We start from the raw sequence: 24,019 nt of genomic DNA on the forward strand, positions 1-24,019 counted from the left end.
CAAGGGTCACAGGTCGATGTCGATCGAAACCGGGAAGTGGTCGGAGGCGGTCAGAAGGGCTTCGCGCAATTCGATCGTGCGGTAGCACACCGGATCGTCGAACGGGTGCCAGATGCGCCAGTCGGGCTTCGAGGCCAGCAAGTCGGGCGACACCATAATATAGTCGAGCAACGCCTGAAGGTAGCGTTTTTCCGAGTGAATCCAGAACCTTGCTGTGACAGGCATCGCGCCCACACGGCGCGACACGGCAAGGCGGGCGTGGGGGTCGTAAAGCTCGGTCTGCCCGGCTTCGCCCAACACGATCTCGATCCCCGAACGGCCGAAGAGCTTTTCGTATTCGTCCAGCCCCGGACCGTCGTTGAAATCGCCCATCACGATCAGGCTGTCGCCCGCGTCGAGGTGGTCGTTCACCCGCTGGCGCAGCCAGATGCACTGGGCCATCTGCTTGCGCCGGTTCTCGATGGCGAGGCGCATGACCTCGTCCGGGGCGGAGGCACCATGCGGGGCCTTGGATTTGGCATGGACGCCGATCAACCGCAGGACACGCCCGTTCTCGCGGTTCGTGAGCGCGACTTCGAGCGGCGGCTTGGACCAGCGGATCAGGTCGGGGGTCGCGTCGATGTCGAGGTCGAAGCGAAACACGCCGTCGAACCGGGGGGCATCGCGCGTGCCCTTCTTGCCGGTCTCGTCGCCCTGCGGATCATGGCGGGCCTCGAACACGTCGGGATTGTAGAGCAGCGCGATTTCCTGCTGCGTGGCGTTGCGGAAGCCCAATAGCGCCTTGCGCGCCCGCAGGCCATAGGCATGGGCGAAGGTTTCCAGCGCGCGCACGGTCGAACGGGTGCGGTTGTCGTCCGGGGCCTCGATAATCATCACCGCATCCGCATCCATCGCGGTGAAGACGATGCCGAGCGCAGTCAGTTGATCGGCCCGCGTCACGTCGTGGCGCCCAGACCAGCCGCCATCCTCCAACATCCCGCCCGCATCGTCGAACAGCCCGTCGAACCATTCGACGTTATAGGTCGCGATGCGGACCATCAGGCCCGGCCCGCGTTGATTTCTTCCCAGGCGCGGTTGACCGCGATCAATTGCTTTTCCGCCAGCTTCAGCGCCTCTTCGGGCACGCCGCGCGCGATCAGCTGGTCGGGGTGCGAAGCCCGGACCTCGGCGCGCCATGCCTTGCGGATTTCGGACAAGGGCGTGTCCGGGGTGACGCCCAGAACCTCATACGGATCGGGGGCGGCGTCGGGCACGAAGCGGGCGCGCAGGGATTTGAATCGGCGCTCGTCGATGCCGAATATCCCCGCCACCTGTTCGAGGAACGCGTCTTCGTTCGGGTGATACTGACCGTCGGCCATGGCGATGTGGAACAGCCCCTCCATCAGGTCGCACAGCGCCGGATCGGCACGCCCGAACATGCCCGCGATCCGTTCGGCGTATTGTTCGAACCCCGCCACGTCCTGCCGGGCGAGGTTGAACACGCGCGCCGCGTTCGTCTCTTCCTCCGGCGGGATCGTGAACACCTCACGAAAGGCCGATACTTCGTTCCGGGTCACGAGGCCGTCCGCCTTGGCCATCTTGGCCCCGAGCGCGATGACGGCAATGGCGAAGCCGGCCGAACGTTCCGGCGGGGTGCGCAGGCGCGAAAACACCTCCGACAGGCTTTCGCCGGAGGTGAGGGCCGAGAGCGCGTCGGTGATGCGGGTCCAAAGCGACATGGGGGCAGTTAATCAGAGATAACACCGGCAAGACAGGCGAAACTCAGGTCAGAACGACCTCGTTTTCGCCTGTGCGGATACGGGCCGCCATGCCCACCGGACCTTCGACCACCTCGACGCGGGCATCGTCCAGAAACGGCGCGAGGGCGGCGCGCAGGGCCCCGGCGTCGGGATGGGACAGGGTCAGCGCGACAAGGCGCGCACCACCGTCGGGAATGGCCGGGGCGGGATGCGGGCTGTCCCACTGGATCAGGCTGGGAAACATCCCGTCGAAGGGGAGTTTTCCATCCGCCGGGATCGCCATGCGCCAGGAATAGGGGCCACGCGCAAGCGCGGTCCCCTCGCCCGTGCCCTTGGGCGCCATGGCCAGACCTTCGGCCAGATTGTCGACCCGCATGACCCAGTTGGTCAGACGCGGAGGCCCGGTGCGGTTGTCGAGATCGAAGAACCTAGGCCGACCGGGCGAAGTCGCGTCGGGGTTCGCGGCGATCACCTCGAGATAGTCGGCGGGGCCGAGCGAGAGCAGGCGGTTGTGCGTGCCCATCGAGGCATGGTCGCCGCCGCCGTCCATGGGCTGACCCAGCGTCCGCTCCACATGGTCCACACCGCTGGCCAACGTGGTCGTCGTGACCACGAGGTGATCCAAAGTCGCGTAGCTCATCCCGTTCCCCTTGCGCGCGCACTATGGCACGATGGCAAGGGAAACCAAAATGTTATCTGCGGAAACTAACTTTACCGGCTACCGCGCCAACGCGGTGGCGAGCCGGTTCTGCGTCTCGATCACGCGGGGCAGGTCGATGGTCGTCAGATACCCGTCGCGCACCACCTGACGCCCCTCGACGAACAGGTGTTTCACCCGTGTCGGCCCGGCGAGGAGGAGCGCCGCCGGATCCCAGCTTCCGGCGGATTCCACACCCGAAACGTCCCAGACCGCGATGTCGGCGCGCTTGCGGACCGCGATCTGCCCGCAATCGTCGCGGCCCAGCACCTCGGCCCCGCCCCGTGTCGCGATCCAAAGGGCTTCGCGCGCCGACATCTTGTCGGCCCCTCGCGCGACCCGTTGCAGGAGCATCGCCTGCCGCGCCTCGGCCACGAGGTTTCCGGCATCGTTGGAGGCCGATCCGTCGACGCCCAGTCCGACGCGAACGCCTGCGTCGCGCATCGCACGCACTGGTGCGATGCCCGAGCCGAGGCGGCAGTTGGAACAGGGGCAATGGGCGACGCCGGTCCGGCTGCGGGCGAACAGGTCGATCTCGGCCCCGTCCAGTTTGACGCAATGGGCGTGCCAGACGTCGTCCCCGGTCCAGCCCAGATCCTCGGCATACTGGCCCGGACGGCAGCCGAACATCTCTTCGGAATAAGCGATGTCCTCGTCGTTTTCGGCGAGGTGGGTGTGCAGCATCACGCCCTTGTCGCGGGCAAGGAGGGCCGCGTCGCGCATCAGTTCCCGGCTCACCGAAAAGGGCGAACAGGGCGCGACGCCGACGCGGATCATCGACCCTTCGGAGGCGTCGTGATGCGCGTCGATCACGCGGATGCAGTCGTTCAGGATATCCTCTTCGCGCTCGACCACGCTGTCGGGCGGCAACCCGCCCGCGCTTTCCCCGATGGACATGGAGCCGCGCGTGGGGTGGAACCGCATCCCGATCTCACGCGCCGCGTCGATCGTGTCGTCAAGACGCGCGCCGTTCGGGAAGAGGTAGAGGTGATCCGAGGTCAGCGTGCAGCCCGACAGCGCGAGTTCGGCAAGTCCCGTGAGGGCCGAAATCCGCATCTCCTCGGGCCCGAACCGCGCCCAGATCGGGTAAAGCGTCTTGAGCCAGCCGAAGAGCAGCGCGTCCTGCCCGCCCGGCACGGCACGGGTGAGGGTCTGGTAGAGGTGGTGGTGCGTGTTCACGAGACCGGGGGTGACGAGGCAGCCTTTCGCCTCCACCACCTCGCCCATCGGATCGAGGTCGGGACCGACCGCTGCGATCATCCCGTCGGTGATGCGAATGTCGCAATCGGTCAATTCGGACCGGCCATCGTCCATGGTCAGGACGGTGGTGATGTTGCGGATCGTCAAGTCCGCCATCAATCGGCGTCCGACAGGATCGCAAGGGCGGCGGCATGGATCGCGGGGTTCGCGGCGGCAAGGGCGCGGCCGCCTTCGTGAGCCGGCCCGCCCTTCCAGTCGGTGACGATCCCGCCTGCGGCACGGACCACGGCGATGGGTGCCTGAATGTCGTAGGCGTTCAGCCCCGCTTCGACCACGAGGTCGATGTGTCCGGCGGCCAGCAGCGCATAGGCATAGCAGTCGGCCCCGTAGCGGGTGAGCTTGCAATGGCCGGCGAGCCGGTGGAACCCGGTGCGCTCGGCCTTGTTGCCGACCTCGGGAAACGTGGTGAAGATCGTCGCCTCTTCCAGACCCTCGGTGGCACGGGTGGCAAGCGGGCGGGTGCCCAGCGGCCCGGTCATCTCGCCCAGACCGAAACCGCCAACGAACCGTTCGCCGATGTAAGGCTGGTCGATGATGCCGAGGTCCGGCCCCCCCGCGCCGCCGACGGCGATCAGAACGCCCCATGTCGGAGAGCCGGAAATGAAGGCGCGCGTGCCGTCGATGGGGTCGAGAACCCATGTCAGACCGCTGGTGCCGGGCTGACGCCCGAATTCTTCGCCATGAATGCCGTCGTCGGGACGCCGATCCGCCAGCACCGCCCGCATCGCGGTCTCGGCGGCCCGGTCGGCTTCCGTCACCGGGTCGAACCCGTCGTCCAGCTTGTTGTCGGAGACCAGCGCGGTGCTGCGAAACCACGGCAGGATGGCGGCCCGCGCGGCATCCGCCATCGCGTGAGCCGTGGCGATCAGATCGGATTGTTCTTCGGAAAAAGTCACGTCACCCGCACCGAAAGGTTCACCCTTCGGCGGTAGAACGTCACCCCAAGCGCGTCAAGGCTTTCAGGCCGCGTCGGACAGCACGCGTGCGAGTTCGAACAGCCGACGCCGCTGGTTTTCGGGGATCGCGTAATAGCTGCGCACGAGTTCGAGCGCCTCTTTGTCCGCAAGGATGTCGTCGGGCAAGGCATGTTCCGCCTCCCGCTCGGCGCCGCCTTCCAGACCCTCGAAAAAGAAGCTCACCGGCACCGAAAGCGCGTCCGAGATATCCCAGAGTCGGGACGCGGACACACGGTTCATGCCGGTCTCATACTTCTGGATCTGCTGGAACTTGATCCCGACCTTTTCGGCAAGCTGTTGCTGCGTCATACCGACCATCCAGCGGCGATGACGTATTCTCTTTCCCACATGGACATCCACTGGATGCTTCATCGATGACGTCTCCCAACAAACACGCTCCGCAACCCCATTAGAAAGCTACAGTTTCCATTCAACCACAACCTGTCTTTTTGGCCACGCCCAAGGATGCCTAAAAACTGGTTTTATTCCAGATACTTAAAGAAATTTCAGCTCGTCACGTGCTAACCCTATGGTTAACCCTTTACCCTCAATTTTTCGCCTTATACGTGTATTGCAAATTGCAAACACCGGCTTAAGTCGCTTTTGGAACCCGTCGTCGACCGATTCCCTCTCAAAAACCATCCCCGTTCCGGCCGCCAAGACAGGCCCCGACAACTCGTCATGCGATATCACGCAGCGTCGCCCTCGCCTTGCAAAGCAGCCGCCGTTAGCGTGAGCGACAAACAGGAGGGCGGCATGCGCGCGTATCAAGTTGTATCTTACGACAAAAACCCTGAGTTAGTGGAAACAAATTCGCCAACTCCCGTAAATGGCGAAATCTTGCTTGAGATTTCAGCCTGTGGGTTGAACTTCGGCGACCTGTTGATGGCCAAGGGGCAGTATCAGGAGAAACCCGACCTTCCCTTTACTCTGGGCATGGAGGTGGCCGGCACCATCCGCGAGGTCGGTGAAGGGGTCGAGGGGTTCGAGCCGGGGATGCGCGTGCTTGTCGGCGGCGGGTCCGGCGGACTTGCGGACTTCGGCACCTTCCCGGCGACCAAGGCGATCCGCATCCCCGATTCGATGTCCTTCACCGATGCGGCGGCGTTTCAGGTGGCCTATGGCACGTCGCATGTCGGGCTGGACTACCGCGCGCGGTTGCAGCCGGGCGAGAACCTTCTGGTGCTCGGCGCGGCCGGCGGCGTCGGCATGACGGCCATCGAGATCGGCAAGCTCATGGGTGCCAAGGTCATCGCCTGCGCCCGCGGCCAGGAAAAGCTCGACGTCTGCAAGAGCGCCGGGGCCGACGTGCTGATCGACAGCGAAACCGACGATCTGCGCGAGGCGGTCAAGGCCGCCGGGGGCGCCGATGTCATTTATGACCCGGTCGGGGGCGATCAGTTCCGCGCCGCCATGCGGGCCACGAACCCCGAGGCGCGGATTCTGGTCGTCGGCTTCGCCTCGGGCGACATTCCGCAGATCCCGGCCAATCACCTGCTGGTCAAGAACCTCAACATCATGGGGTATTACTGGGGCGGCTATAACCGCTTCAAACCCGAGGTGCTGACGGACAGCATGGCGACGCTCATCCGCTGGTATGACGAGGGCAAGCTGAAGCCGCACGTCGGGGCCACCTTGCCGCTCGAACAGGCGGGGGACGCCTATGAGCTCATGCGTTCGCGCAAGTCCACCGGCAAGGTCGTCGTCACCACGGGTCGCGGCTGAGCCATCGTCGAATAGGCCTGCCGGAGCATGTGCAGAAGCGCCTGATGCGCCTCGCCCCGGCAGCTTTCGGCGACATAGAGATTGACGTTGTTGATCGGCAGATCGGGCAGCGCGCCGCCGTGGTCGATGGGCTCGAGCGGGTCCATCTGGGTGCCCGCGAGCCGGGCATGAACGGCGAGGTCGGCCACCACGCTTGCGTCGATGGTGCGGCTCATCTCGCTCGTCACCGCCATTTCCCAGGGGATGCCCGCAGCGTCCAGGGCCGATTGCACGCCGGCGCGGAATTTGCACCGTTCTTCGAAGGCGAGGCGTAGGGGGCGCTGTTTCCACGCCCGGCCACCGGGGGCCCCGACCCATGTGAGCGGCAGATGGCACAGCGTTTCGCCGTTGCCCTCGCCACGCTCCTCGGTCGTCAGGATGACATCGCAGGCCCCGCGCACGAATTCCTGCTTCAGCGCCCGCGTGAAGGACGAGATGAGCGTGACCTTCATCCGGGGAAACTCGGCATGGAAGCGTTGCAGCACCGGCGGCAGGGCGGGCATCACGATGTCATGGGGCACCCCCAGCGTGATCTCGCCCTCGAGCGCGTTGTCGGTGAGCTTGCCCCAGACCTGATCGTTCAGTTCCAGCATCCGGCGCGCGTATGAAAGCAACTGCTCCCCCTCGCCCGTCAGTTCGATGGATCGCCCGGACCGGTCGAACAGCGGCTGGCCGATCGACTCCTCCAACCGCTTGAGCTGCATCGACACGGCGGATTGGCTGAGATGCAGGAGCCCGGCGGCGCGGGTCACGCCGCCCACGTCGGCCACGGTGACGAAGGCGCGCAGGGCGGTCAGGTCGAGGTTTCGGGCCATATCACGATCCTTGATGGATATCGTCAAAATCATTCGCTTCCATAATTCACGAAAGCGGTGCAGATATCAAGCATCGTAATGAAACGACCAGAAAGCATTACATTTCGAGAAGGAAACACGCCATGTCCATCGCCCGCCGCCGTATCGGCTTTGCCCCCCTGCGCAGGGTTTCGATCCTGAATGTCCTCTTCGCCATGCACGCCACGCGCCGTCAGCGCCGGGCACTCGGCAAGCTCGACTCGCATCTGCTGGACGACATCGGCGTGACGCACAAACAGGCGTGGTCGGAAACAAACCGGCCGTTCTGGGAGCTTCCGTCCCGCCACCACTGGTAACTTCACCGACTTGTCAGCCCGGGGGTCGATTTGACCCCCGGAAATGCTTGAAAACCTTGCCATGCTTGCCAATATTCATCTGGAGTTCGGGTTTACGTCGCCCGACTGGGATTTTGGTTTCATGGAGGCAGCTAATGGCTGAACAAAGAACGGTCCGCGCCGGTGTTGGTGCCCGCGCGGCACAGATCGACGAGGGCCTTCGCGCCCATATGAACAAGATCTACGGGCTGATGTCCGTGGGTCTTCTGGTCACCGCAGGGGTGGCATGGGCGTTCGGCACGGCTGAACCGCTTCAGGCGCTGCTGCGCGACCCGGTGACGCTGTCGCCGAACATCCTCGGCTGGATCGTGATGTTCCTGCCGCTGGTCATGGTTTTCGCCTTCGGCGCCGCGATCAACCGGCTGTCGGCCGCCGGCGCACAGCTGTTCTTCTATGTCTTCGCCGCCGTCATGGGCATGTCGATCTCGTGGATCTTCATGGCCTTCACGGGGGTCTCGATCGCGCAGACATTCCTCATCACGGCAATCGCCTTCGCGGGCCTGTCGCTTTGGGGCTACACCACGAAGAAGGACATCTCCGGCTGGGGGTCGTTCCTTATCATGGGTCTGATCGGCCTGATCCTGGCCTCGATCGTGAACATCTTCCTGGGGTCGCCCGCGATCCACTTCGCGATCTCGGCGATCGGTGTGCTGATCTTCGCGGGTCTCACGGCCTATGACACCCAGAAGCTGAAGAACGACTACATCCAGCACGCCCATGCGATGGACAGCGAATGGCTGGCGAAGTCGGCGATCATGGGGGCGCTCAACCTCTACCTCGACTTCATCAACCTGTTCATGTTCCTGCTCCAGTTCCTCGGCAATCGCGAGTAACCGCAGGCGGAGAACACCCCAAAGGGCCGGTCCAAGCGACCGGCCCTTTTTGCATGGATTGGCATCAATCGACGTGATGACACCCTTTTGGCGACCAATTCCCGCCACATTTACCAACTACGCAACCCTGAGGGGCAACTTGGTAAACGAGGGATTACTATGACCACCATCACTCTTGTCGGCGTCGGCGCATTCTTTTCCGGCGTCGCGCTCATGTATCTTGTCATGAGCCGCACCGCGAACAAACGCCGCCTGGAAGAGATGCAGGGCTCGGAAGCCTGATCTCACCCGGACACGAACGAAAGGCCGCGCGGACCCCGCGCGGCCTTTCGCCGTTCTACAACACCCGGCGCATCTGGACCGCCGGAAAGCTGAGACCCGGTCCCAGCGCCAGATCGACCTCGCCCTGGTCGCTGAACCCCATGCGGACGTAAAAGCCCCGCGCGGTGAGGGTCGACAGGCAGGAAAGCACCCGGACGCCCGCGTCACGGGCGTCTTCGATCACCGTCTCCAGAAGAATGGCCCCGACCCCGGACCCCGCGTGATCGGGATGCACCGCGACATGGCGGACATGGCCCCAGTCGAGCGGCGCGGCCCCGCCCGCCGGTCCGCGCCAGGTCCAGCCCCCTGCCCCGATCAGCGCGCCGCCGCCGGTCTCGGCCACCAGATACCCCGGCGCCATCAACAGGTCCGGCTGCGCCCGGCCGATCTTGGGAACCGCCTGTGCCAGCACCGATGGCCGGTAATCGGGGGCAAGCAGGACGCGGTAGCTTTCGGTCAGAAGCCGTGTCAGCGCGGCCTCGTCGTCCGGCTGCGCCCGGCGCAGCGTGAAGGGGGGAAGCGTCGGGGAATGGCGTTGCCCCGCTTCGGGTTCGCAATGGTGGATCATCCTGTCGGTCCTCTCGTTCGTGTCGTTGGAACGGGGTCCGGGCGGATGTCGTCTGCACAAAGAAAAACCGCGCGTCCCCGGTGGGTCGCGCGGCTTTTTCGTCTTGGCTCAAGAAGGGCTTACTTGATCTTGCCTTCTTTGTACTCGACGTGCTTGCGCGCGACCGGATCGTATTTGCGTACGGTCATCTTCTCGGTCATCGTGCGTGCGTTCTTCTTGGTCACGTAGAAGTGGCCCGTGTCCGCGGTCGAGTTCAGGCGGATCTTGATCGTCGTCGGCTTCGCCATGTTTCCAGCTCCTCATCGGGCGCAGCAAAGCCGCCCGGGTAAATCCTTGAAGCCCGCCTTCTATAGAAACGGGGGCCTGAGTCAACCACCCTTCCACTACTTTTCGCACCCCGCACCCGCGAGTCTTCTGTGGGTCAAGGATCGCGCCAGCGACCACGGCCCTGGCCGTGGCTCGTCCTTGACGCGCAGACGACTCGCATCATGCTCGAACAGGCGCTCTGAGGGGGCAGACCTGCCCCTCAGACGCCTCCCCAGCAAAGGCCGCAGGGATCACGCCACGACCGACGCGCGGCAAGGGCGGCCACCGCGGCGTCCCGGCGCAGCCGGGGCGGTGCACATCCTGTGCAGGCGTGCGCCCGCGCCTTTTGATCGCGGAAAACGTGGATATACGCGGACGGCCTGTAAGCCGGATTCTGTGACGCCGGGTCGCCCCGGTGCCGACGATCATTCCTCTAGGCGATCCGTTACCGAACCGCTCGAGCTGCCAACCCGGACCTCCGGGCCAAGGCGGCCCTGCCCTCGCGGGGCGCGAGGTCCCTATTCGGCATTGCTCCCGGTGGGGCTTGCCGTGCCGGTCCGGTTGCCCGTCCCGCGGTGGGCTCTTACCCCACCGTTTCAGCCTTACCCGGGGTTCATCGCGTCAGCGATTGACCCGGGCGGTTTGTTCTCTGTGGCGCTTTCCCTCGGGTTGCCCCGGCCGGGCGTTACCCGGCACCGTTGCCTTGTGGAGTCCGGACTTTCCTCCCGTAGCGGAGTTGCCCCCGCCACCGGCGACCGTCCGGCCATCCGCGCGAGGGTCATCTAGGCGGCGGGCGCGCCCCGGTCAACGGGGAAGCGGTCGGCCAGATCGCGAATGATGGCCATGTCGCGCCCGTCGAGCGGCCCGCGCGCCCAGGGCCGGAAGCGTTGGCGCATGGCGTCCAGCACGGCACCGAAGCCCTCGCCCACCGGATAGCCGAAGGTCCGGGCCGCGGCGAGAAACGCCTCTTCGCGGGGCTGCGCCCCCTCATCGGTCGGGTCGGGCCAGACCGCCTGACCTTCGCGTGCGAGACGGCGCCAGTCGAACCGGCGGCCCGGATCGGACTTGCGCAGGGGCGCGAAATCGGAATGGCCGATCACGCCGTGGAGCGGGATGGACCAGCGGCCCCGGATGTCGGAAATCAACGTGGTGAGCGCCGCCATCTGCGGTTCGGGGAACGGAACGAGGCCGGAATTGTCCAATTCGATGCCGATGGAGCGCGAGTTCACGTCACCGCGCCCGCCCCAGTCGCCTTGGCCCGCGTGCCATGCGCGCCGGTCTTCCTCGACCATCTGCCACAGCGCCCCGTCCTGCGCGATGAGGTAGTGGCACGACACCTCGTGTTCCGGGCTGCAAAGCCGCTCCAACGCGGCCTCGGCGCTGGCCATGGCGGTGTAATGGATGACGATGAGTTCGGGGACCAGCCCGTCGCGGCGATCCCCGAAATTGGGCGACGGACGCCAGATCGCGTTACTGCGGGGTATCGCCCAGCGTCTCCCGGTCGGTGTATTCGGTCACGACCTCGGGCGCACCCTGACGGGCGGCGCGGAACGGGGCCGGATCCCAGTAACAGGCGAAGCCGTCGCCATCGGGGTCGAGCCCCTGCGGATCGCGGTTCGGGCCACCGGCGTTCAGGAACGCCTCCTGCGCCAGATCGCTGTGGGAATATTTGGCGCAGTTCCGCTCGAACCGGGCCTGCGCGTTGAAGCCCGAACGGCTGTAAAGCTGCTGGCCGCGTGCATTGTTCGTCGCGAGGGCGAACTTCACGACCGATGCGCCGTTGCCGCCTTCGCGCTGCGGCACCTCGGTGGGCTGGATCACCACGTATTGCGCGCGGTTCTCGGCCAGACGCTCGGCGTCGGACTGGATCGATTCCCGTTCCGACACGGCCTGAAAGTTGTTCTCGTCCGAGATCACGGCCGTGTTCGCCACGGCCCCGTCTTCGACCGCCGCGCCGGAGGTGACGGGCGGCACCGTGGCGGTGCCCGCATTCACCGTCGCACTGGACGACATCGCGCTGAGGGGCGCGCCTGTAGTGGTCGTCGTCGTCGCCGGGCCGCTCAGGCCCAGAACCTGCGAGGTTTCCGCCGCGATTGCCGCGCCTTCGCTGTCGATCGGCTGGCTCGACACCGTGGCCGCGCCGGGGAGCGTCGCCTCGTTCGCGCTCTGCGCCCCGCTGTCGGGGATCGGTCCGGCGCAGGCGGCCAGTGCCAGAACGGATGTAAGGAGTGCGGCGTTACGCATGTTTTCAGGGTCTCCGGAGGGATTTCCGGCCGTTTACCACCATTTTTCCGGCTTGGAAACAAAACCGGCCGCGCCTTCGAGGGCGTAGGCGACATTCAGCAGGTCACCCTCTTCCCACGGACGCCCGATGAGTTGCAGGCCGAGCGGCAGGCCCTGCTTGTCTAGCCCCGCAGGCACCGAGATGCCCGGAAGGCCCGCAAGGTTCACGGTCACGGTGAACACGTCCTGCAGGTACATTTCGACCGGATCGGCCTCGGACATTTCGCCCAGACCGAAGGCCGGACCGGGGGTCGCGGGGGTCAGGATCGCGTCGACGCCCTGATCGAACGCCTCGTCGAAGTCGCGCTTGATGAGCGCACGCACGCGGCGGGCGCGGTTGTAGTAGGCGTCGTAGAAGCCTGCCGACAAAACATAGGTGCCGACCATGACACGGCGCTGCACCTCATGCCCGAAGCCCTCGGCGCGGGTCTTTTCGTACATATCGACGATGCCTTCGCCCTTGGCGAGCGATGCGCGGTGGCCGTAGCGCACACCGTCATAGCGGGCGAGGTTCGAGGACGCCTCGGCGGGCGCGATCACGTAATAGGCGGGCAGCGCGTATTTCGTGTGGGGGAGCGAGATGTCGATGATCCGGGCGCCTGCGTCCTTCAGCATCGCGGTGCCGTCGGCCCAGAGCTTTTCGACCTCTTCCGGCATCCCGTCCATCCGGTATTCCTTGGGAATACCGATGACCTTGCCCTTGATGTCGCCCGTCAGCATCGCCTCGAAGTTCGGCACCGGAATGTCCGCCGAGGTCGAGTCTTTGGGGTCATGCGAACACATGGCTTCCAGCATGATCGCGGCGTCGCGGACGTTCTTGGTCATCGGCCCGGCCTGATCCAGCGACGAGGCAAACGCGATGATGCCCCAGCGCGAGCAGCGGCCATAGGTCGGCTTGATGCCGACGGTGCCCGTGAGCGCGGCGGGCTGGCGGATCGAACCGCCGGTGTCGGTGCCGGTGGCGGCAAGGCAAAGGTCGGCGGCCACGGCCGAGGCCGACCCACCGGACGAGCCGCCGGGCGTGAGCTGGCGGTCGTCCACCTTCCACGGGTTCACGGCGTTGCCGTAAACGGAGGTCTCGTTGGACGAGCCCATTGCGAATTCGTCCATGTTCAGCTTGCCCAGCATGACCGCGCCCGCGTCGATCAGGTTCTGGCTGACGGTCGATTCATACTCCGGCTTGAAACCTTCGAGGATGCCCGACGCCGCCTGACTTTCGACGCCCTGCGTGCAGAACAGGTCTTTGATCCCGACCGGGATACCGCACATCGCGGGGGCCTCGTCACCGCCTTTCAAGCGCGCATCGGCGGCCTTGGCGCGCTCCAGCGCGATATCCGGCGTCTTGTGCACGAAGGCATTGAGCGCACCCGCAGCATCGATGGCGCCGATGCAGGCCTCGGTTAGTTCCACGCTCGTCACGTCGCCCTTCTTCAGCGCGTCGCGCGCTTGGGCGATGGTCAGCTTGTTCAGATCGGACATTATTCAACCACCTTCGGCACGGCGAAAAAGCCCTCGCGGGCATCGGGGGCGTTTCGCAGGATCTTGTCGGCCTGATCGCCTTCGGTCACGACATCCTCGCGCCGCTTGAGGCGCTGGGGGGTCACCGAGGTCATCGGTTCGATCCCGTCCACGTTCACCTCGTTCAACTGTTCGATGAAGCCCAGGATGGTGTTGAATTCGTCCGCCAGCGCGGGGAGCGCGTCATCCTCGACCCGGATGCGGGCGAGATGCGCCACCTTGCGCGCGGTGTCCTTGTCGATCGACATATCTGCCTCCGTAAACGTCCGTGGCGGTTTAGCCTTGGCGGGCCTTAGCTGCAAGCATGTGCCGGATGTAGAAACTGGCGAACCAGCCGAGAAGGAAAGCGTTCAGCAGGTGCCACAGGAAATGGGTGCCGATGGGAAGCTGGCCGCAGACCCGTTCGTCGAGGCTGCGGAAGGTGACCGAGAGCGCGAGGAGCGCGAAGCCTGTCCAGAAATCCCACGCGAGCTGGCCCGAGGCCATGATCGCGAACAGGCCGATCCAGAGAAGCACGGGGATATAGCCGGCCGACGAGCCGAGCCACGGCGCGATGTTGCCGATGGGATAGGCGACGGCCATGAACGGGAAGAACAGAAGCGTTATGATCGCGGCCATCGGCAGCGACTGTCTGAACAGATCCCAGGTGGCCGCGAAGGTGAAGAGCAGGACGAAGATCAGGATCGGCGCCGTGTCCATCGCCCCCGCCCAGCGTGTCGCGAAGGTGTGGAACAGGAACGACCCGATCCCGATGGCGAAAAGCACGATCGCCATCGCCTCGGCCAGCGGCAGCCCGCGCCCCTGTGCCTTGCGCCAGATGACGAACCCCGAAATCAGGAAGGCGATGTTGGTCAGGGCATTGATCGGCTCGGCCCAGAACCCGAACCCCACCCGTTCGCAATAGGCGTCGATCTGCGCGGTCCAGTCCATCGACATCCCCTCCCATCCTGTTACGCTCCCGTCCAAAACAGGAGGTATCCCCATGAAGATCATCTGGCACGGACACGCAAGCTTCCGCATCGAAATCGAGGATCAGGTTCTCTTGATCGACCCGTGGCTCGAAGGCAACCCGATGCTGCCCGAAGACCAGTGGGCGGCCGCGACCGAGGGCGCGACCCATGTGCTCGTCACCCACGGGCATTTCGACCACGCCAATTCGGCGGTCGGCATCTGCAGCGACAAGGGCATCCCCTGCGTCGGCATTTTCGACCTGATGGGGTTCTGGGAGAAAAAGCACGGGCTGGAGGTCATAGGCTTCAACAAGGGCGGCACCGTGAAGCTGGGCAACGTGGCGGTCACGATGGTGAACGCGACCCATTCCTCGTCCGAGCAGACGGCGGACGGCCCGCGCTACCTCGGCAACGAATCGGGCTATATGATCTCGGGCGAGGGTCACACGATCTACGTCTCGGGCGACACCGACATCATGGCCGACATGGAGTGGATGGGCGACATCCACAAACCGGACGTCGGCATCCTGTGTGCGGGCGGTCATTTCACGATGGATATGGCGCGCGCGTCCTACGCGGCGAAGCGGTATTTCGACTTCAAGACCGTGATCCCGTGCCATTACCGCACCTTCCCGCTGCTCGAGCAGTCGGCCGAGGTGATGAAGGGCGAGTTGAAGGGCGTCGAGGTGATCGAGCCCGAGGTGATGCAAGCCATCGAGATCTGAGGTTTCGCGGCGGGCAAGCCCGCCACGACCCGCTGGGGGAGGCCAGCCTCCCCCAGACCCCCTCCGGGATATTTCGGACCGGAAAGGTGTTTAGCGTTTTTTGCCGAAGAAGGTCTTGAGGAGCGTCTCGGCCTCGGCGGCGGCGATCCCGTCGTAGACGTCGGGCGCATGATGGCACTGCGGGTGGTTGAAGACGCGCGCGCCGTGGGCGGTGCCGCCTGATTTGGGGTCGGAGGCGCCGTAATACAGACGGCGGATGCGCGCGAAGGAGATGACGGCGGCGCACATCGGGCAGGGTTCGAGCGTGACGTAGAGGTCGTGATCCGGGAGGCGCTCAGATCCTGCGGCGGCGCAGGCCGCGCGGATCACCAGCGTTTCGGCATGGGCCGTGGGGTCGGACAATTCGCGCGTCCGGTTGCCTGCCTGCGCGACGATGGTGCCGTCCGGGCCGACCAGCACCGCGCCCACGGGCACTTCGCCGCGGTCGGCGGCGGCGCGCGCCTCGTCCAGGGCCGCATCCATGTATGAGCGAAAGCCGGTCATGCCCCTTCATCGCGCGCCGCGCGCCGCTGGACAAGGGGTGGCCCGCGCCCTATCCGGGGACCATGACCGACAAGACCCCTCCCGGCGACAGGATCGCCAAGGTGCTTTCGCGTGCCGGCGTCGCCTCGCGCCGCGAGGCCGAGCGCATGATCGAGGCCGGGCGCGTGAGTGTGAACGGCAAGGTGATCGACAGCCCGGCGCTGAACGTCACGCCGCGCGACAAGATCACTGTGGACGGCACGCTGGTCGAGAAACCCGAAGCGCCGCGCCTGTGGCTTTACCACAAGCCCACCGGGCTCGTGACCACCGAGCGCGACGAGAAGGGCCGCGAGACGGTGTTCGACAAGCTGCCGGAGGACATGCCACGGGTGATGAGCGTCGGGCGGCTCGACCTCAATTCCGAAGGGCTTTTGCTCCTCACCAATGATGGCGGCATCAAGCGCAAGCTGGAGCTGCCCTCGACCGGCTGGGTGCGCAAGTACCGCGTGCGGGTGAACGGCAAGCCCGAAGAGGCGGTGCTCGAGAAACTGCGCAAGGGTATCACCGTGGACGGGGAGGCGTTTCAGGGCATGTCCGTAACGCTGGACCGCCAGCAGGGCGCGAACGCCTGGCTCACCATCGGGCTGCGCGAGGGCAAGAACCGCGAGATCCGCCGCGCGATGGAAGCCGTGGGGCTGACCGTGAACCGGCTAATCCGCATCTCCTATGGTCCGTTCCGTCTGGGCGAGCTCAAGGCGGGCGCGGTCGAGGAGGTCAAGGGGCGCGTGTTGCGCGACCAGCTTGGGCTTGAGGCGCCGAAAGACCCGACGGGGACCGCGAAAAAGACACCCGTGCGCCGCCGTAAGCCGACGCGCAAACGCTGATCCCTTCTCTGTTTCCAGAAACCTCGGGGGTGGGGCGCATTTGCCCTGCAAATGCGTCCAAGGGGGCTGGCCCCCTTCACCCGTGCGGTTTCGCCAGCGGCGAAAACGCGCAAAACCTGCGCGGGCGCAAGCCCGCTCCGCTTGGGAGCGTCGCGTATCGGCAAGGTTCCCCGCCTTTTCGGGATTCATCTGGCCCGCAGGCCCCGCAGCCCCTATATCTATCACAAGTCATGGGAATTTCCGGCCGAGGGGGTCGTGGTGTCCGGTTCCGGTTTGCAGAAACTGTCCTACCTGCTGTTGCTCGCGCTCATTCTGTATGTCGCGGTCACGGGGGGTGGCTGATGGCCCAACGGTACGGCGGGAAATACAGCCCGGACAGGACGGACAAGGCGTCGCCCGCGCCGAAAAACCCGTTCGACGGGCAGACCCGGTCGCGCGCGGGCGGGCGGGTGAACTTCCTTTTTCTGGCCCCCCTGCCCCTTGCGGTGTCGGCCTTCTTTCTCGACCCGGCGGGTCTGGCCCTGCGCCTTGTCGCCTTCGGCCTGCTGATCCTCGCGGCCTGGCTCACCCGCGAAGGGGTGCTGGCACACGAGGCCTATGACGCGCGCAAGATCGCGCGCCGCCCTGCTGCGCCGCGCAAGATCCTCGGGTCGGTCACCACCGGGCTCGGTCTCGCGCTCGCGGGGTTCATGGGCGGCGGCGTGATGAACGCCGTCATCTTCGGGGTGCTGGGGGCCGCGCTTCACGTGATGGCCTTCGGTCCCGACCCGATGAAGAACAAGGGTATGGAAGGGGTGGACGAGTTCCAGACCGACCGGGTGGCGCGTGCCGTGGGCGAGGCCGAGAAACTGCTTGCCGCGATGAAGGACGCGATCCTGCGTGCCCGCGACCGCGAGCTCGAGCGCCGGGTCGACAGCTTTCAGGCCACCGCGCGCCATATGTTCCGCACAATCGAGGACGACCCGCGCGATCTGACGGCGGCCCGGAAGTATCTGACGGTCTATCTGATGGGCGCGCGCGACGCGACGGTGAAGTTCGCCGACATCTACAGCCAGTCGCGCAACAGTGCGGCGCGGGCGGATTACGTGCGGCTTCTCGACGATCTGGAGACGAATTTCACGGCGCGGACACAGAAGATGCTTACCGACGATCATGCCGATCTGAACATCGAGATCGACGTGCTGCGTGAACGGCTGGCCCGCGAAGGCGTGGTCAGTTCTTAAAACAGGGACAGGGCGATGGACGACAAGACATTCAAGGAAGCGGGCACCGAAACCAAGGCCGTCGAAGATCTGACGGCGGTGGTCCTGCGGGAACCTTCGACCGAACTGGTGCCGCTCGAGGCGGCCGATGCGGGCCAGAAGGCCGAGATCACCAAGCGGATGGGCGAGCTCGACATGGGCAACACCCAGTCGATCATCGAATTCGGCTCGTCGGCGCAGGCCGAATTGCAGACCATCAGTCAGGAAATGCTGTCGGGCGTGCGCAACAAGGATGTCGGCCCGGCAGGCGACAGCTTGCGCGATATCGTCACGACGATCCGGGGCTTTTCGGTCAGCGAGCTGGACATGCGCCGCAAGCGCACCTTCTGGGAGCGGATCATCGGCAAGGCCGCGCCCGCGGCCAAGTTCGCGGCGCGCTACGAGGACGTTCAGGGACAGATCGACCGGATCACGGACAACCTGCTCAAGCATGAGCATGTGCTGCTGAAGGACATCAAGTCGCTCGACGTGCTGTACGACAAGACGCTCGATTTCTACGACGAACTCGCGCTCTACATCGCGGCGGGCGAGGCCAAGATCAAGGAATTGGACGAGACGACGATTCCCGCCAAGGCGGCCGAGGTCGATGCCGCGCCCGAGGAACAGGGCGTGATGAAGGCGCAGGAATTGCGCGACCTGCGCGCGGCCCGCGACGATCTGGAACGCCGTGTGCATGACCTGAAACTCACCCGTCAGGTCACGATGCAATCGCTGCCCTCGATCCGGCTGGTGCAGGAGAACGACAAGAGCCTCGTCACGAAGATCAACTCGACGCTGGTCAACACCGTCCCGTTGTGGGAGACGCAGCTTGCACAGGCCGTGACGATCCAGCGGTCCGCCGAAGCGGCGGCCGCGGTGAAAGAGGCCAACGACCTGACGAACGAGCTGCTCACGGCGAATGCCAAGAACCTGCGCGAATCGAACAAGGTCGTGCGGCAGGAGATGGAACGCGGCGTGTTCGATATCGAGGCGATCAAGACCGCGAACGCCGAACTTATCGCCACGATTCAAGAAAGCCTCCAGATCGCGGACGAAGGCAAGGCGAAACGTGCTGCCGCCGAGGAAGAGTTGAAGAAGATGGAGACCGAGCTGAAAGAAACGCTCGCGTCGGCCAAGGCCCGCGACACCGCGTCGGGGCATAACATGGGCGAGTCCGTACCGAATTGAAACTGAAGTCAGCCATTCTGCCCGCCGCGCTGGTCGCGGCGGGTCTTTTGTCCGGATGCGACATGCCGGGCAGCGGGGCCGTGCGCACGGCCCCAGCCCCGGAGCCGCGCCCCGATGCCTCGAACGTGCCCGAGGCGGATGGGCTGTCGCCCGAACTCGTCTCCTACTACGCGCGGTTGCAGAACGGGCTGCTTTCGCAGGGTCTGCTGCGCACCGATGGCGGCGGGCCGGACGCGCCGTTCACCGCGCGTGACCTGACCCGGAATTTCCTGCGCATCGCGTTCTACGAGGAATATGCGGATCAGGGCGGCACGCTCGTCGCCCGCGAAAGCGCGTCGCGCCTGCATCGCTGGACCAAGCCCGTGCGCCTGACGCTGGAGTTCGGCCCCTCGGTCAGTCCGGCGAAACGCACGCGCGATTCCAACGAACTCGCCGCCTTCGCCAACCGTCTGGGCCGCATCACCGGCCACCCGATCTCGGTCGGGCGGGGCGGCAATTTCCACGTCTTCATCCTGTCGGAAAGCGAACGCCGCGCGATGGAGCCGACGCTGCGGCGGATCATGCCGAACATTTCGCGCACCGCCCTGAACACGGTTCTGAACCTGCCTGAATCGACCTACTGCCTCGCCTTCGCGACCGATCCCGAACAGGATGGCACCTACGATCAGGCCGTGGCGATCATCCGGGCGGAACACCCCGACCTCTTGCGCGCGTCCTGCATTCAGGAAGAGGTGGCGCAGGGTTTGGGGCTTTCGAACGATTATCCGCTGGCCCGCCCGTCGATCTTCAACGACGACGAGGAATTCGGCCTCCTCACGACTCATGACGAAAAACTTTTGGAAATGCTCTACGATGAACGCCTGCGCCCCGGCATGTCCGAGGGGGAGGCGCGACCGATCGTCGAGCGGATCGCCTCGGACCTGATGGGCGGCAATGTATAGGGAGATGGGACAATGGGCATTCTGGATTTCCTGAGCGGGCAATTCATCGACGTCATTCACTGGACGGACGATACCCGCGACACGATGGTCTGGCGGTTCGAGCGCGAAGGCCACGAGATCAAGTACGGCGCGAAGCTGACCGTGCGCGAGGGTCAGGCGGCGGTGTTCGTGCATGAGGGGCAGCTGGCGGATGTGTTCACGCCGGGGCTTTACATGCTCGAAACCAACAACATGCCGATCATGACCTCGCTTCAGCACTGGGATCATGGGTTCAAGTCGCCGTTCAAGTCGGAAATCTATTACGTCAACACGACCCGGTTCACCGACCTCAAATGGGGCACGAAGAACCCGATCATGTGCCGCGACCCCGAGTTCGGCCCGGTGCGCCTGCGCGCCTTCGGCACCTATGCCGTGCGCGTGACCGACCCGGCCCTGTTCCTTCAGGAAATCGTCGGCACGGATGGCGAGTTCACGATGGACGAGGTCAGCTTCCAGATCCGCAACATCATCGTGCAGAGCTTTTCCCGCGTGATCGCAGGGTCGGGCATCCCGGTGCTCGACATGGCGGCGAACACGCAGGAACTGGGCAAGATGGTGGCGAACGAGATCACCAAGATCGTGGCGGATTACGGCCTCGCGATCCCCGAATTCTATATCGAGAACATCTCGCTTCCCCCGGCGGTCGAAGAGGCGCTGGACAAGCGCACCTCGCGCGGGCTGGCGGGCAATCTCGACGAGCACATGAAATGGTCGGCCGCCGAGGCGCTGCAAAAGGGCGGTGCCGCCTCCGAAGGCATGGGCGCGGCGATGGGCATGGGTCTGGGCATGGCGATGGCGCAGGGTGCCGGGACCATGCAGGGGCCGTGGGGCGCCGCCCCCGCGCCCGCCGCCGCCCGCCCCGCTCCGCCGCCCCCGCCGCCGGCCGAAAAGGTCTGGCACATCGCCGAGAACGGCGAGACCAAAGGCCCGTTCAGCCGCGCCACGATGGGGCAAAAGGCCGGGGCCGGTGAGGTCACGCGCGACACGATGGTCTGGACCGCCGGTCAGGATGGCTGGATGAAGGCCGAGGACGTGGCCGACCTCGCCACCCTGTTCACGGTCATGCCGCCGCCCCCGCCGCCGGCGGTCTGAGGCGTCGCAACGATCGGTGGGTTGGCACCCACCCTACGGGCGTTTGGCTTGTCGGGTGGGGCCAAACCCACCACCCGACGCGCGCCCCTCGCTCATGAGCATCGACGGGCGGCAGGCATCCGCGGGAAAATCGTAGCTCTCGACCCGTTCGGCGGGAAACGGCGTGGCGGGCGGCATCTGGCTGTCGGCGATCAGGGTGCCGTCGATGCAGATGTCCTGCGCGTAGTTGCCGATGTTGAACCCGAAGCCTTCGGGGCCGCAGTCGGTGCCGTAGCCGTCCATGTTCCAGGCCTGCGGCATCGGATCGGCGGGACCGAAGGGAACGAACCGCTCGGCTTCGGTGTCGAAGGTCAGAATCCACGTCGTTTCGGGGATCAGCATGCCCAGCGCCCAGCGCCCCACGGGCAGGTCGCCTTTGCGCCCTTCGATGACGAAGCACTGCACGTCGCCCTCGTAAATCCGCGCGAGCGACAGTTTCGCGGCGTCGAAGGACATCGCCCCCTCAAAGGCGTAGCCCCCCGCGCCCTGCCATGTGAAGCGGTAGATCGCGTCCTCGGCGAAAGCACTTGCGGGCGTGGCGAGCAGGGCGAGGATCAGGGCGGTGCGCATCGGGTCTCCGGTCTCGGGCTGGGCTCAGGATAGGCGGGCCTCGCCCACATGCAACAACCTCGGCAATGACGGTTTGCGCCTCGGCGCCCCCATGCTACCCCTGTCGCGAACGACACCCGCGCGCAGGTTTTCCGATGCTTTCGATCTCAGACACAGGCAGGCCGCCCAGATGACCCGGATCGCCCGCTCGCCGGATTGCGGCAACAGCCCCAAGAACCAGACGACCGAGGCGATCGCGCTTGCCCTAATGGGGGTCGGGGCGCTGGACGACGGTCTGTTGGCCGAAGGCGCGTCGTGGGACCGCTTCGGGGCCGGGATCACCGGGCGCGATGCCATACAGGCCGCGCGGGCCGAAACGCCGGATCACGACTGGATCGAGATTTCCGAGGTGGTGAGCCACGGCAAGGCGGGGTCGGTTTCGGGCCGTCTGCAACGCGCGGGCGAGGCCCCCCGCATCTTCTGCCACGTGATCCGCTTCACCTCGGCCTCGGCCCGACAGATCGCCCATATCGTGAGTTTCGACCATGCAGGATGACACCAACCCGCTCGACACCGTAAGCCCGATGGAAGAGCATCGCTTTCCCTGCGACCAGTGCGGGGCCGACATGCGGTTCAACGCGGCGGCAGGCGAACTGGTCTGCGACCATTGCGGCAACGTCACCAAGATCGAGGGCCACGGCGGCCATGTGAGCGCCATTCAGGAGCTCGACTTCCGCGCCGCACTGGACGCCAAGCTGCCCGAGGCCGAGATCGAGGAAACCCGCGTCGCCAAATGCCCCAACTGCGGGGCGCAGGTGGAGTTCGACGAAAAGACGCACGCAAAGGAATGCCCGTTCTGTGCGACGCCGGTGGTGACGGATACGGGCGTGCATCGCCACATCAAACCCAAGGGCCTACTGCCCTTCGGGGTCGAGGAGCGCGCGGCGCATGAGGCGATGAACAAGTGGCTGGGCAAGCTCTGGTTCGCCCCCAACGGCTTGCAGCAATACGCCCGCAAGGGTCGCCGGATGTCGGGTATCTACGTGCCCTACTGGACCTTCGACGCCGATACCAAGTCGCGGTACACGGGCGAACACGGCACGGTCTATTACGTGACCAAGACGGTCATGCGCGACGGCAAGCAGGTGCAGGTGCAGGAACAGCGCGTGCGCTGGCGGCCTGCGACGGGGACCGTGAAGCGGTTCTTCGACGATGTTCTGGTGCTCGCCTCGCGCTCGCTACCCAAGAGCTTCACCGACAACCTCGCGCCGTGGGATCTGGCCGCGCTCGAGCCGTATCGCCCGGAATACCTCGCCGGTTACCGGGCCGAGGGCTATTCGGTGGAACTGCCGGACGGGTATGACGAGGCGCGGCGCTATATGGATCAGGTGATCCTGCGCGACGTGAAATTCGACATCGGCGGGGATCGCCAGCGGGTGCATTCGGTGAACACCACCGTGCGCGACGTGACGTTCAAACACATTCTGCTTCCCGTCTGGCTCGCCGCCTACAAGTATCGCGGCAAGACCTATCGCTTCGTGGTGAACGGACGGACCGGGAAGGTGCAGGGCGAACGCCCGTGGTCGTGGATCAAGATCACCATCGCGGTGGTGCTGGGTCTGATCGTGGCGGGGGTCGTGGGATATTTCGCCAGCCAGTCGCAGTAAACCGCCGCCCGCGCAGCCGTGCCGTTGAGAGGACCAGATGAACCGTTACGACACCCTGTTCGACATCCTGAAAAGCCGCCACTCCTGCCGCGCGTTCAAGCCGGATCAGGTCGCGCGGGAAGAGATCGAGGCGATCCTTCTGGCCGCGCAGCGCGTGCCGTCCTGGTGCAATGCCCAGCCGTGGAAGGTGTCCGTGACCTCGGGCGATGAGACCGAGCGGCTGCGCGAGGCGCTTGGTGCTGCCGTCGCCAAAGGCAAACCCGCGCCGGATATTCCCTTTCCCGAAGGCTACACGGGCGATCACCGGGAACGGCGGCGCACCTGCGGCTGGCAGCTTTACGAGGCGGTGGGCGTCGAAAAGGGCGACCGGGCGGGGTCCGCGCGCGAGATGATGAAGAACTACAGCTTCTTCGGCGCACCGCATGTCGCGATGATCTCATCTGGCCGCGAGTTGGGCAGCTACGGCGCGTTGGATACGGGCGGGTTTATCACCGCCTTCACCCTCGCGGCAGAGGCACGGGGGATCGCCACGATCGCACAGGCGGCCCCGGCGGCATTCTCGCCTGCCCTGCACGACTTTTTCGGTCTGGGCGAGGATCGGCTGGCGCTGTGCGTGATCTCGTTCGGCTACAGCGACACCGCGCACCCGGCGAACGGGTTCCGCACGGCGCGCGCGCCACTGGACGACTGGGTCGACTGGCGCGGGTGATTGCGCAATCCGCGCGGGGCCGCTAGGACTGATACCGCT

Annotated in this window: 29 protein-coding genes and 1 other RNA gene; 13 read left to right on the top strand and 17 right to left on the bottom strand. The window is 65.4% G+C overall.

All coding sequences use genetic code 11. The features are described 5' to 3' along the window. Window positions 1-6: 6 nt before the first annotated feature. From FCT00_RS14440 to FCT00_RS14465, 6 genes are all read right to left on the bottom strand, one after another. Entirely contained in the window at window positions 7-1,038 is a 1,032-nt protein-coding gene (locus FCT00_RS14440; RefSeq protein ID WP_138423568.1) for an endonuclease/exonuclease/phosphatase family protein, read from the bottom strand. Then, a complete protein-coding gene (locus FCT00_RS14445) occupies window positions 1,038-1,718 on the bottom strand; it encodes a molecular chaperone DjiA (protein WP_138423569.1) in 681 nt (226 codons plus the stop codon). The genes FCT00_RS14440 and FCT00_RS14445 overlap by 1 nt, the downstream gene beginning before the upstream one ends. Window positions 1,719-1,761: 43 nt before the next feature. After that, window positions 1,762-2,379, bottom strand: coding sequence for a VOC family protein (locus FCT00_RS14450; RefSeq protein WP_138423570.1), 618 nt, complete (start codon window positions 2,377-2,379; stop codon window positions 1,762-1,764). A gap of 78 nt (window positions 2,380-2,457) precedes the next feature. Next, window positions 2,458-3,792, bottom strand: a complete 1,335-nt coding sequence (locus FCT00_RS14455) for an 8-oxoguanine deaminase (RefSeq protein ID WP_138423571.1) — start codon at window positions 3,790-3,792, stop codon at window positions 2,458-2,460. After that, complete coding sequence (gene hisN, locus FCT00_RS14460; RefSeq protein WP_138423572.1) at window positions 3,792-4,592, bottom strand: histidinol-phosphatase; 801 nt, start codon at window positions 4,590-4,592, stop codon at window positions 3,792-3,794. Before hisN ends, FCT00_RS14455 begins: the two co-directional genes overlap by 1 nt. A 63-nt stretch (window positions 4,593-4,655) precedes the next feature. Next, window positions 4,656-5,024, bottom strand: coding sequence for a helix-turn-helix domain-containing protein (locus FCT00_RS14465; protein WP_040884619.1), 369 nt, complete (start codon window positions 5,022-5,024; stop codon window positions 4,656-4,658). A 384-nt stretch (window positions 5,025-5,408) separates the two neighbouring features. Here FCT00_RS14465 and FCT00_RS14470 point away from each other — a divergent pair, with 384 nt between their 5' ends. Beyond that, a complete protein-coding gene (locus FCT00_RS14470; RefSeq protein WP_138423573.1) occupies window positions 5,409-6,377 on the top strand; it encodes an NADPH:quinone oxidoreductase family protein in 969 nt (322 codons plus the stop codon). Here the strand turns inward: FCT00_RS14470 and FCT00_RS14475 are convergent. Further along, window positions 6,314-7,231: a LysR family transcriptional regulator gene (locus FCT00_RS14475; RefSeq protein ID WP_008330510.1), complete on the bottom strand. Its 918-nt coding sequence runs from the start codon at window positions 7,229-7,231 to the stop codon at window positions 6,314-6,316. The two genes, FCT00_RS14470 and FCT00_RS14475, sit on opposite strands and share 64 nt — an antisense overlap. A gap of 122 nt (window positions 7,232-7,353) precedes the next feature. Between FCT00_RS14475 and FCT00_RS14480 the strand changes: the two genes are divergently transcribed. The 3 genes from FCT00_RS14480 to FCT00_RS21765 all read left to right on the top strand — a co-directional run bounded on the left by FCT00_RS14480 (window position 7,354) and on the right by FCT00_RS21765 (window position 8,720). Further along, window positions 7,354-7,566, top strand: a complete 213-nt coding sequence (locus FCT00_RS14480; RefSeq protein ID WP_040884623.1) for a DUF1127 domain-containing protein — start codon at window positions 7,354-7,356, stop codon at window positions 7,564-7,566. A 134-nt stretch (window positions 7,567-7,700) separates the two neighbouring features. After that, on the top strand, window positions 7,701-8,438 hold the full coding sequence (locus tag FCT00_RS14485) for a Bax inhibitor-1/YccA family protein (RefSeq protein ID WP_138423574.1): 738 nt from the start codon (window positions 7,701-7,703) through the stop codon (window positions 8,436-8,438). 159 nt (window positions 8,439-8,597) lie between these two features. Beyond that, the gene (locus FCT00_RS21765) at window positions 8,598-8,720 is read left to right on the top strand and encodes a hypothetical protein (protein WP_008330532.1); all 123 of its coding nucleotides are present in this window, start codon (window positions 8,598-8,600) and stop codon (window positions 8,718-8,720) included. 55 nt (window positions 8,721-8,775) lie between these two features. Here FCT00_RS21765 and FCT00_RS14490 read toward each other — a convergent pair whose 3' ends face one another. From FCT00_RS14490 to FCT00_RS14525, 8 genes are all read right to left on the bottom strand, one after another. Next, a complete protein-coding gene (locus tag FCT00_RS14490) occupies window positions 8,776-9,327 on the bottom strand; it encodes a GNAT family N-acetyltransferase (protein WP_138423575.1) in 552 nt (183 codons plus the stop codon). A gap of 119 nt (window positions 9,328-9,446) precedes the next feature. After that, complete coding sequence (gene rpmG, locus FCT00_RS14495; protein WP_008330537.1) at window positions 9,447-9,614, bottom strand: 50S ribosomal protein L33; 168 nt, start codon at window positions 9,612-9,614, stop codon at window positions 9,447-9,449. Between the two features lie 386 nt (window positions 9,615-10,000). After that, an RNA gene (rnpB, locus tag FCT00_RS14500) (RNase P RNA component class A) lies at window positions 10,001-10,404 on the bottom strand. Window positions 10,405-10,415: 11 nt separating this feature from the next. Further along, window positions 10,416-11,021, bottom strand: a complete 606-nt coding sequence (locus FCT00_RS14505) for an N-acetylmuramoyl-L-alanine amidase (protein ID WP_235889095.1) — start codon at window positions 11,019-11,021, stop codon at window positions 10,416-10,418. An 82-nt stretch (window positions 11,022-11,103) separates the two neighbouring features. Next, window positions 11,104-11,877, bottom strand: a complete 774-nt coding sequence (locus tag FCT00_RS14510) for a RodZ family helix-turn-helix domain-containing protein (RefSeq protein ID WP_138423577.1) — start codon at window positions 11,875-11,877, stop codon at window positions 11,104-11,106. Between the two features lie 33 nt (window positions 11,878-11,910). Further along, the gene (gene gatA / locus FCT00_RS14515; protein ID WP_138423578.1) at window positions 11,911-13,395 is read right to left on the bottom strand and encodes an Asp-tRNA(Asn)/Glu-tRNA(Gln) amidotransferase subunit GatA; all 1,485 of its coding nucleotides are present in this window, start codon (window positions 13,393-13,395) and stop codon (window positions 11,911-11,913) included. After that, window positions 13,395-13,682 carry an Asp-tRNA(Asn)/Glu-tRNA(Gln) amidotransferase subunit GatC gene (gene gatC, locus FCT00_RS14520; RefSeq protein WP_138423579.1) on the bottom strand — a complete coding sequence of 96 codons (288 nt, stop codon included), beginning with the start codon at window positions 13,680-13,682 and terminating at the stop codon, window positions 13,395-13,397. The genes gatA and gatC overlap by 1 nt, the downstream gene beginning before the upstream one ends. A gap of 28 nt (window positions 13,683-13,710) precedes the next feature. Continuing rightward, entirely contained in the window at window positions 13,711-14,370 is a 660-nt protein-coding gene (locus FCT00_RS14525) for a ceramidase domain-containing protein (protein ID WP_235889097.1), read from the bottom strand. Between the two features lie 46 nt (window positions 14,371-14,416). Here FCT00_RS14525 and FCT00_RS14530 point away from each other — a divergent pair, with 46 nt between their 5' ends. Beyond that, window positions 14,417-15,109 carry a metal-dependent hydrolase gene (locus FCT00_RS14530; RefSeq protein ID WP_138423580.1) on the top strand — a complete coding sequence of 231 codons (693 nt, stop codon included), beginning with the start codon at window positions 14,417-14,419 and terminating at the stop codon, window positions 15,107-15,109. Window positions 15,110-15,199: 90 nt separating this feature from the next. Here the strand turns inward: FCT00_RS14530 and FCT00_RS14535 are convergent, their stop codons facing one another. After that, window positions 15,200-15,652, bottom strand: a complete 453-nt coding sequence (locus tag FCT00_RS14535) for a nucleoside deaminase (RefSeq protein WP_138423581.1) — start codon at window positions 15,650-15,652, stop codon at window positions 15,200-15,202. Between the two features lie 62 nt (window positions 15,653-15,714). On the opposite strand from FCT00_RS14535, the gene FCT00_RS14540 reads away from it, so the two are divergent. The 5 genes from FCT00_RS14540 (at window position 15,715) to FCT00_RS14565 (ending at window position 21,016) form a co-directional block, all read left to right on the top strand. Further along, a complete protein-coding gene (locus FCT00_RS14540) occupies window positions 15,715-16,515 on the top strand; it encodes a pseudouridine synthase (RefSeq protein WP_040885577.1) in 801 nt (266 codons plus the stop codon). A 341-nt stretch (window positions 16,516-16,856) separates the two neighbouring features. Further along, entirely contained in the window at window positions 16,857-17,738 is an 882-nt protein-coding gene (locus tag FCT00_RS14550; RefSeq protein WP_008330557.1) for a 5-bromo-4-chloroindolyl phosphate hydrolysis family protein, read from the top strand. 15 nt (window positions 17,739-17,753) lie between these two features. Next, a complete protein-coding gene (locus FCT00_RS14555; protein WP_008330560.1) occupies window positions 17,754-18,944 on the top strand; it encodes a toxic anion resistance protein in 1,191 nt (396 codons plus the stop codon). Continuing rightward, complete coding sequence (locus FCT00_RS14560) at window positions 18,941-19,885, top strand: DUF2927 domain-containing protein (protein WP_008330562.1); 945 nt, start codon at window positions 18,941-18,943, stop codon at window positions 19,883-19,885. Before FCT00_RS14555 ends, FCT00_RS14560 begins: the two co-directional genes overlap by 4 nt. A 12-nt stretch (window positions 19,886-19,897) precedes the next feature. Continuing rightward, window positions 19,898-21,016, top strand: coding sequence for an SPFH domain-containing protein (locus tag FCT00_RS14565; protein WP_138423582.1), 1,119 nt, complete (start codon window positions 19,898-19,900; stop codon window positions 21,014-21,016). 33 nt (window positions 21,017-21,049) lie between these two features. On the opposite strand, the gene FCT00_RS14570 is transcribed toward FCT00_RS14565, so the two are convergent. After that, a complete protein-coding gene (locus FCT00_RS14570; protein ID WP_138423583.1) occupies window positions 21,050-21,625 on the bottom strand; it encodes a hypothetical protein in 576 nt (191 codons plus the stop codon). A gap of 169 nt (window positions 21,626-21,794) precedes the next feature. Here FCT00_RS14570 and FCT00_RS14575 point away from each other — a divergent pair, with 169 nt between their 5' ends. From FCT00_RS14575 to FCT00_RS14585, 3 genes are read left to right on the top strand one after another with little or no spacing between them, the layout of a single operon-like run. Next, on the top strand, window positions 21,795-22,160 hold the full coding sequence (locus FCT00_RS14575) for a hypothetical protein (RefSeq protein WP_138423584.1): 366 nt from the start codon (window positions 21,795-21,797) through the stop codon (window positions 22,158-22,160). Continuing rightward, a complete protein-coding gene (locus FCT00_RS14580; protein WP_138423585.1) occupies window positions 22,150-23,271 on the top strand; it encodes a TFIIB-type zinc finger domain-containing protein in 1,122 nt (373 codons plus the stop codon). Before FCT00_RS14575 ends, FCT00_RS14580 begins: the two co-directional genes overlap by 11 nt. 37 nt (window positions 23,272-23,308) lie before the next feature. Continuing rightward, window positions 23,309-23,980: a nitroreductase gene (locus FCT00_RS14585; RefSeq protein ID WP_138423586.1), complete on the top strand. Its 672-nt coding sequence runs from the start codon at window positions 23,309-23,311 to the stop codon at window positions 23,978-23,980. Window positions 23,981-24,019 lie beyond the last annotated feature (39 nt).

It is taken from the genome of Maritimibacter alexandrii (assembly GCF_005871115.1).
GTDB lineage: Bacteria > Pseudomonadota > Alphaproteobacteria > Rhodobacterales > Rhodobacteraceae > Maritimibacter > Maritimibacter alkaliphilus.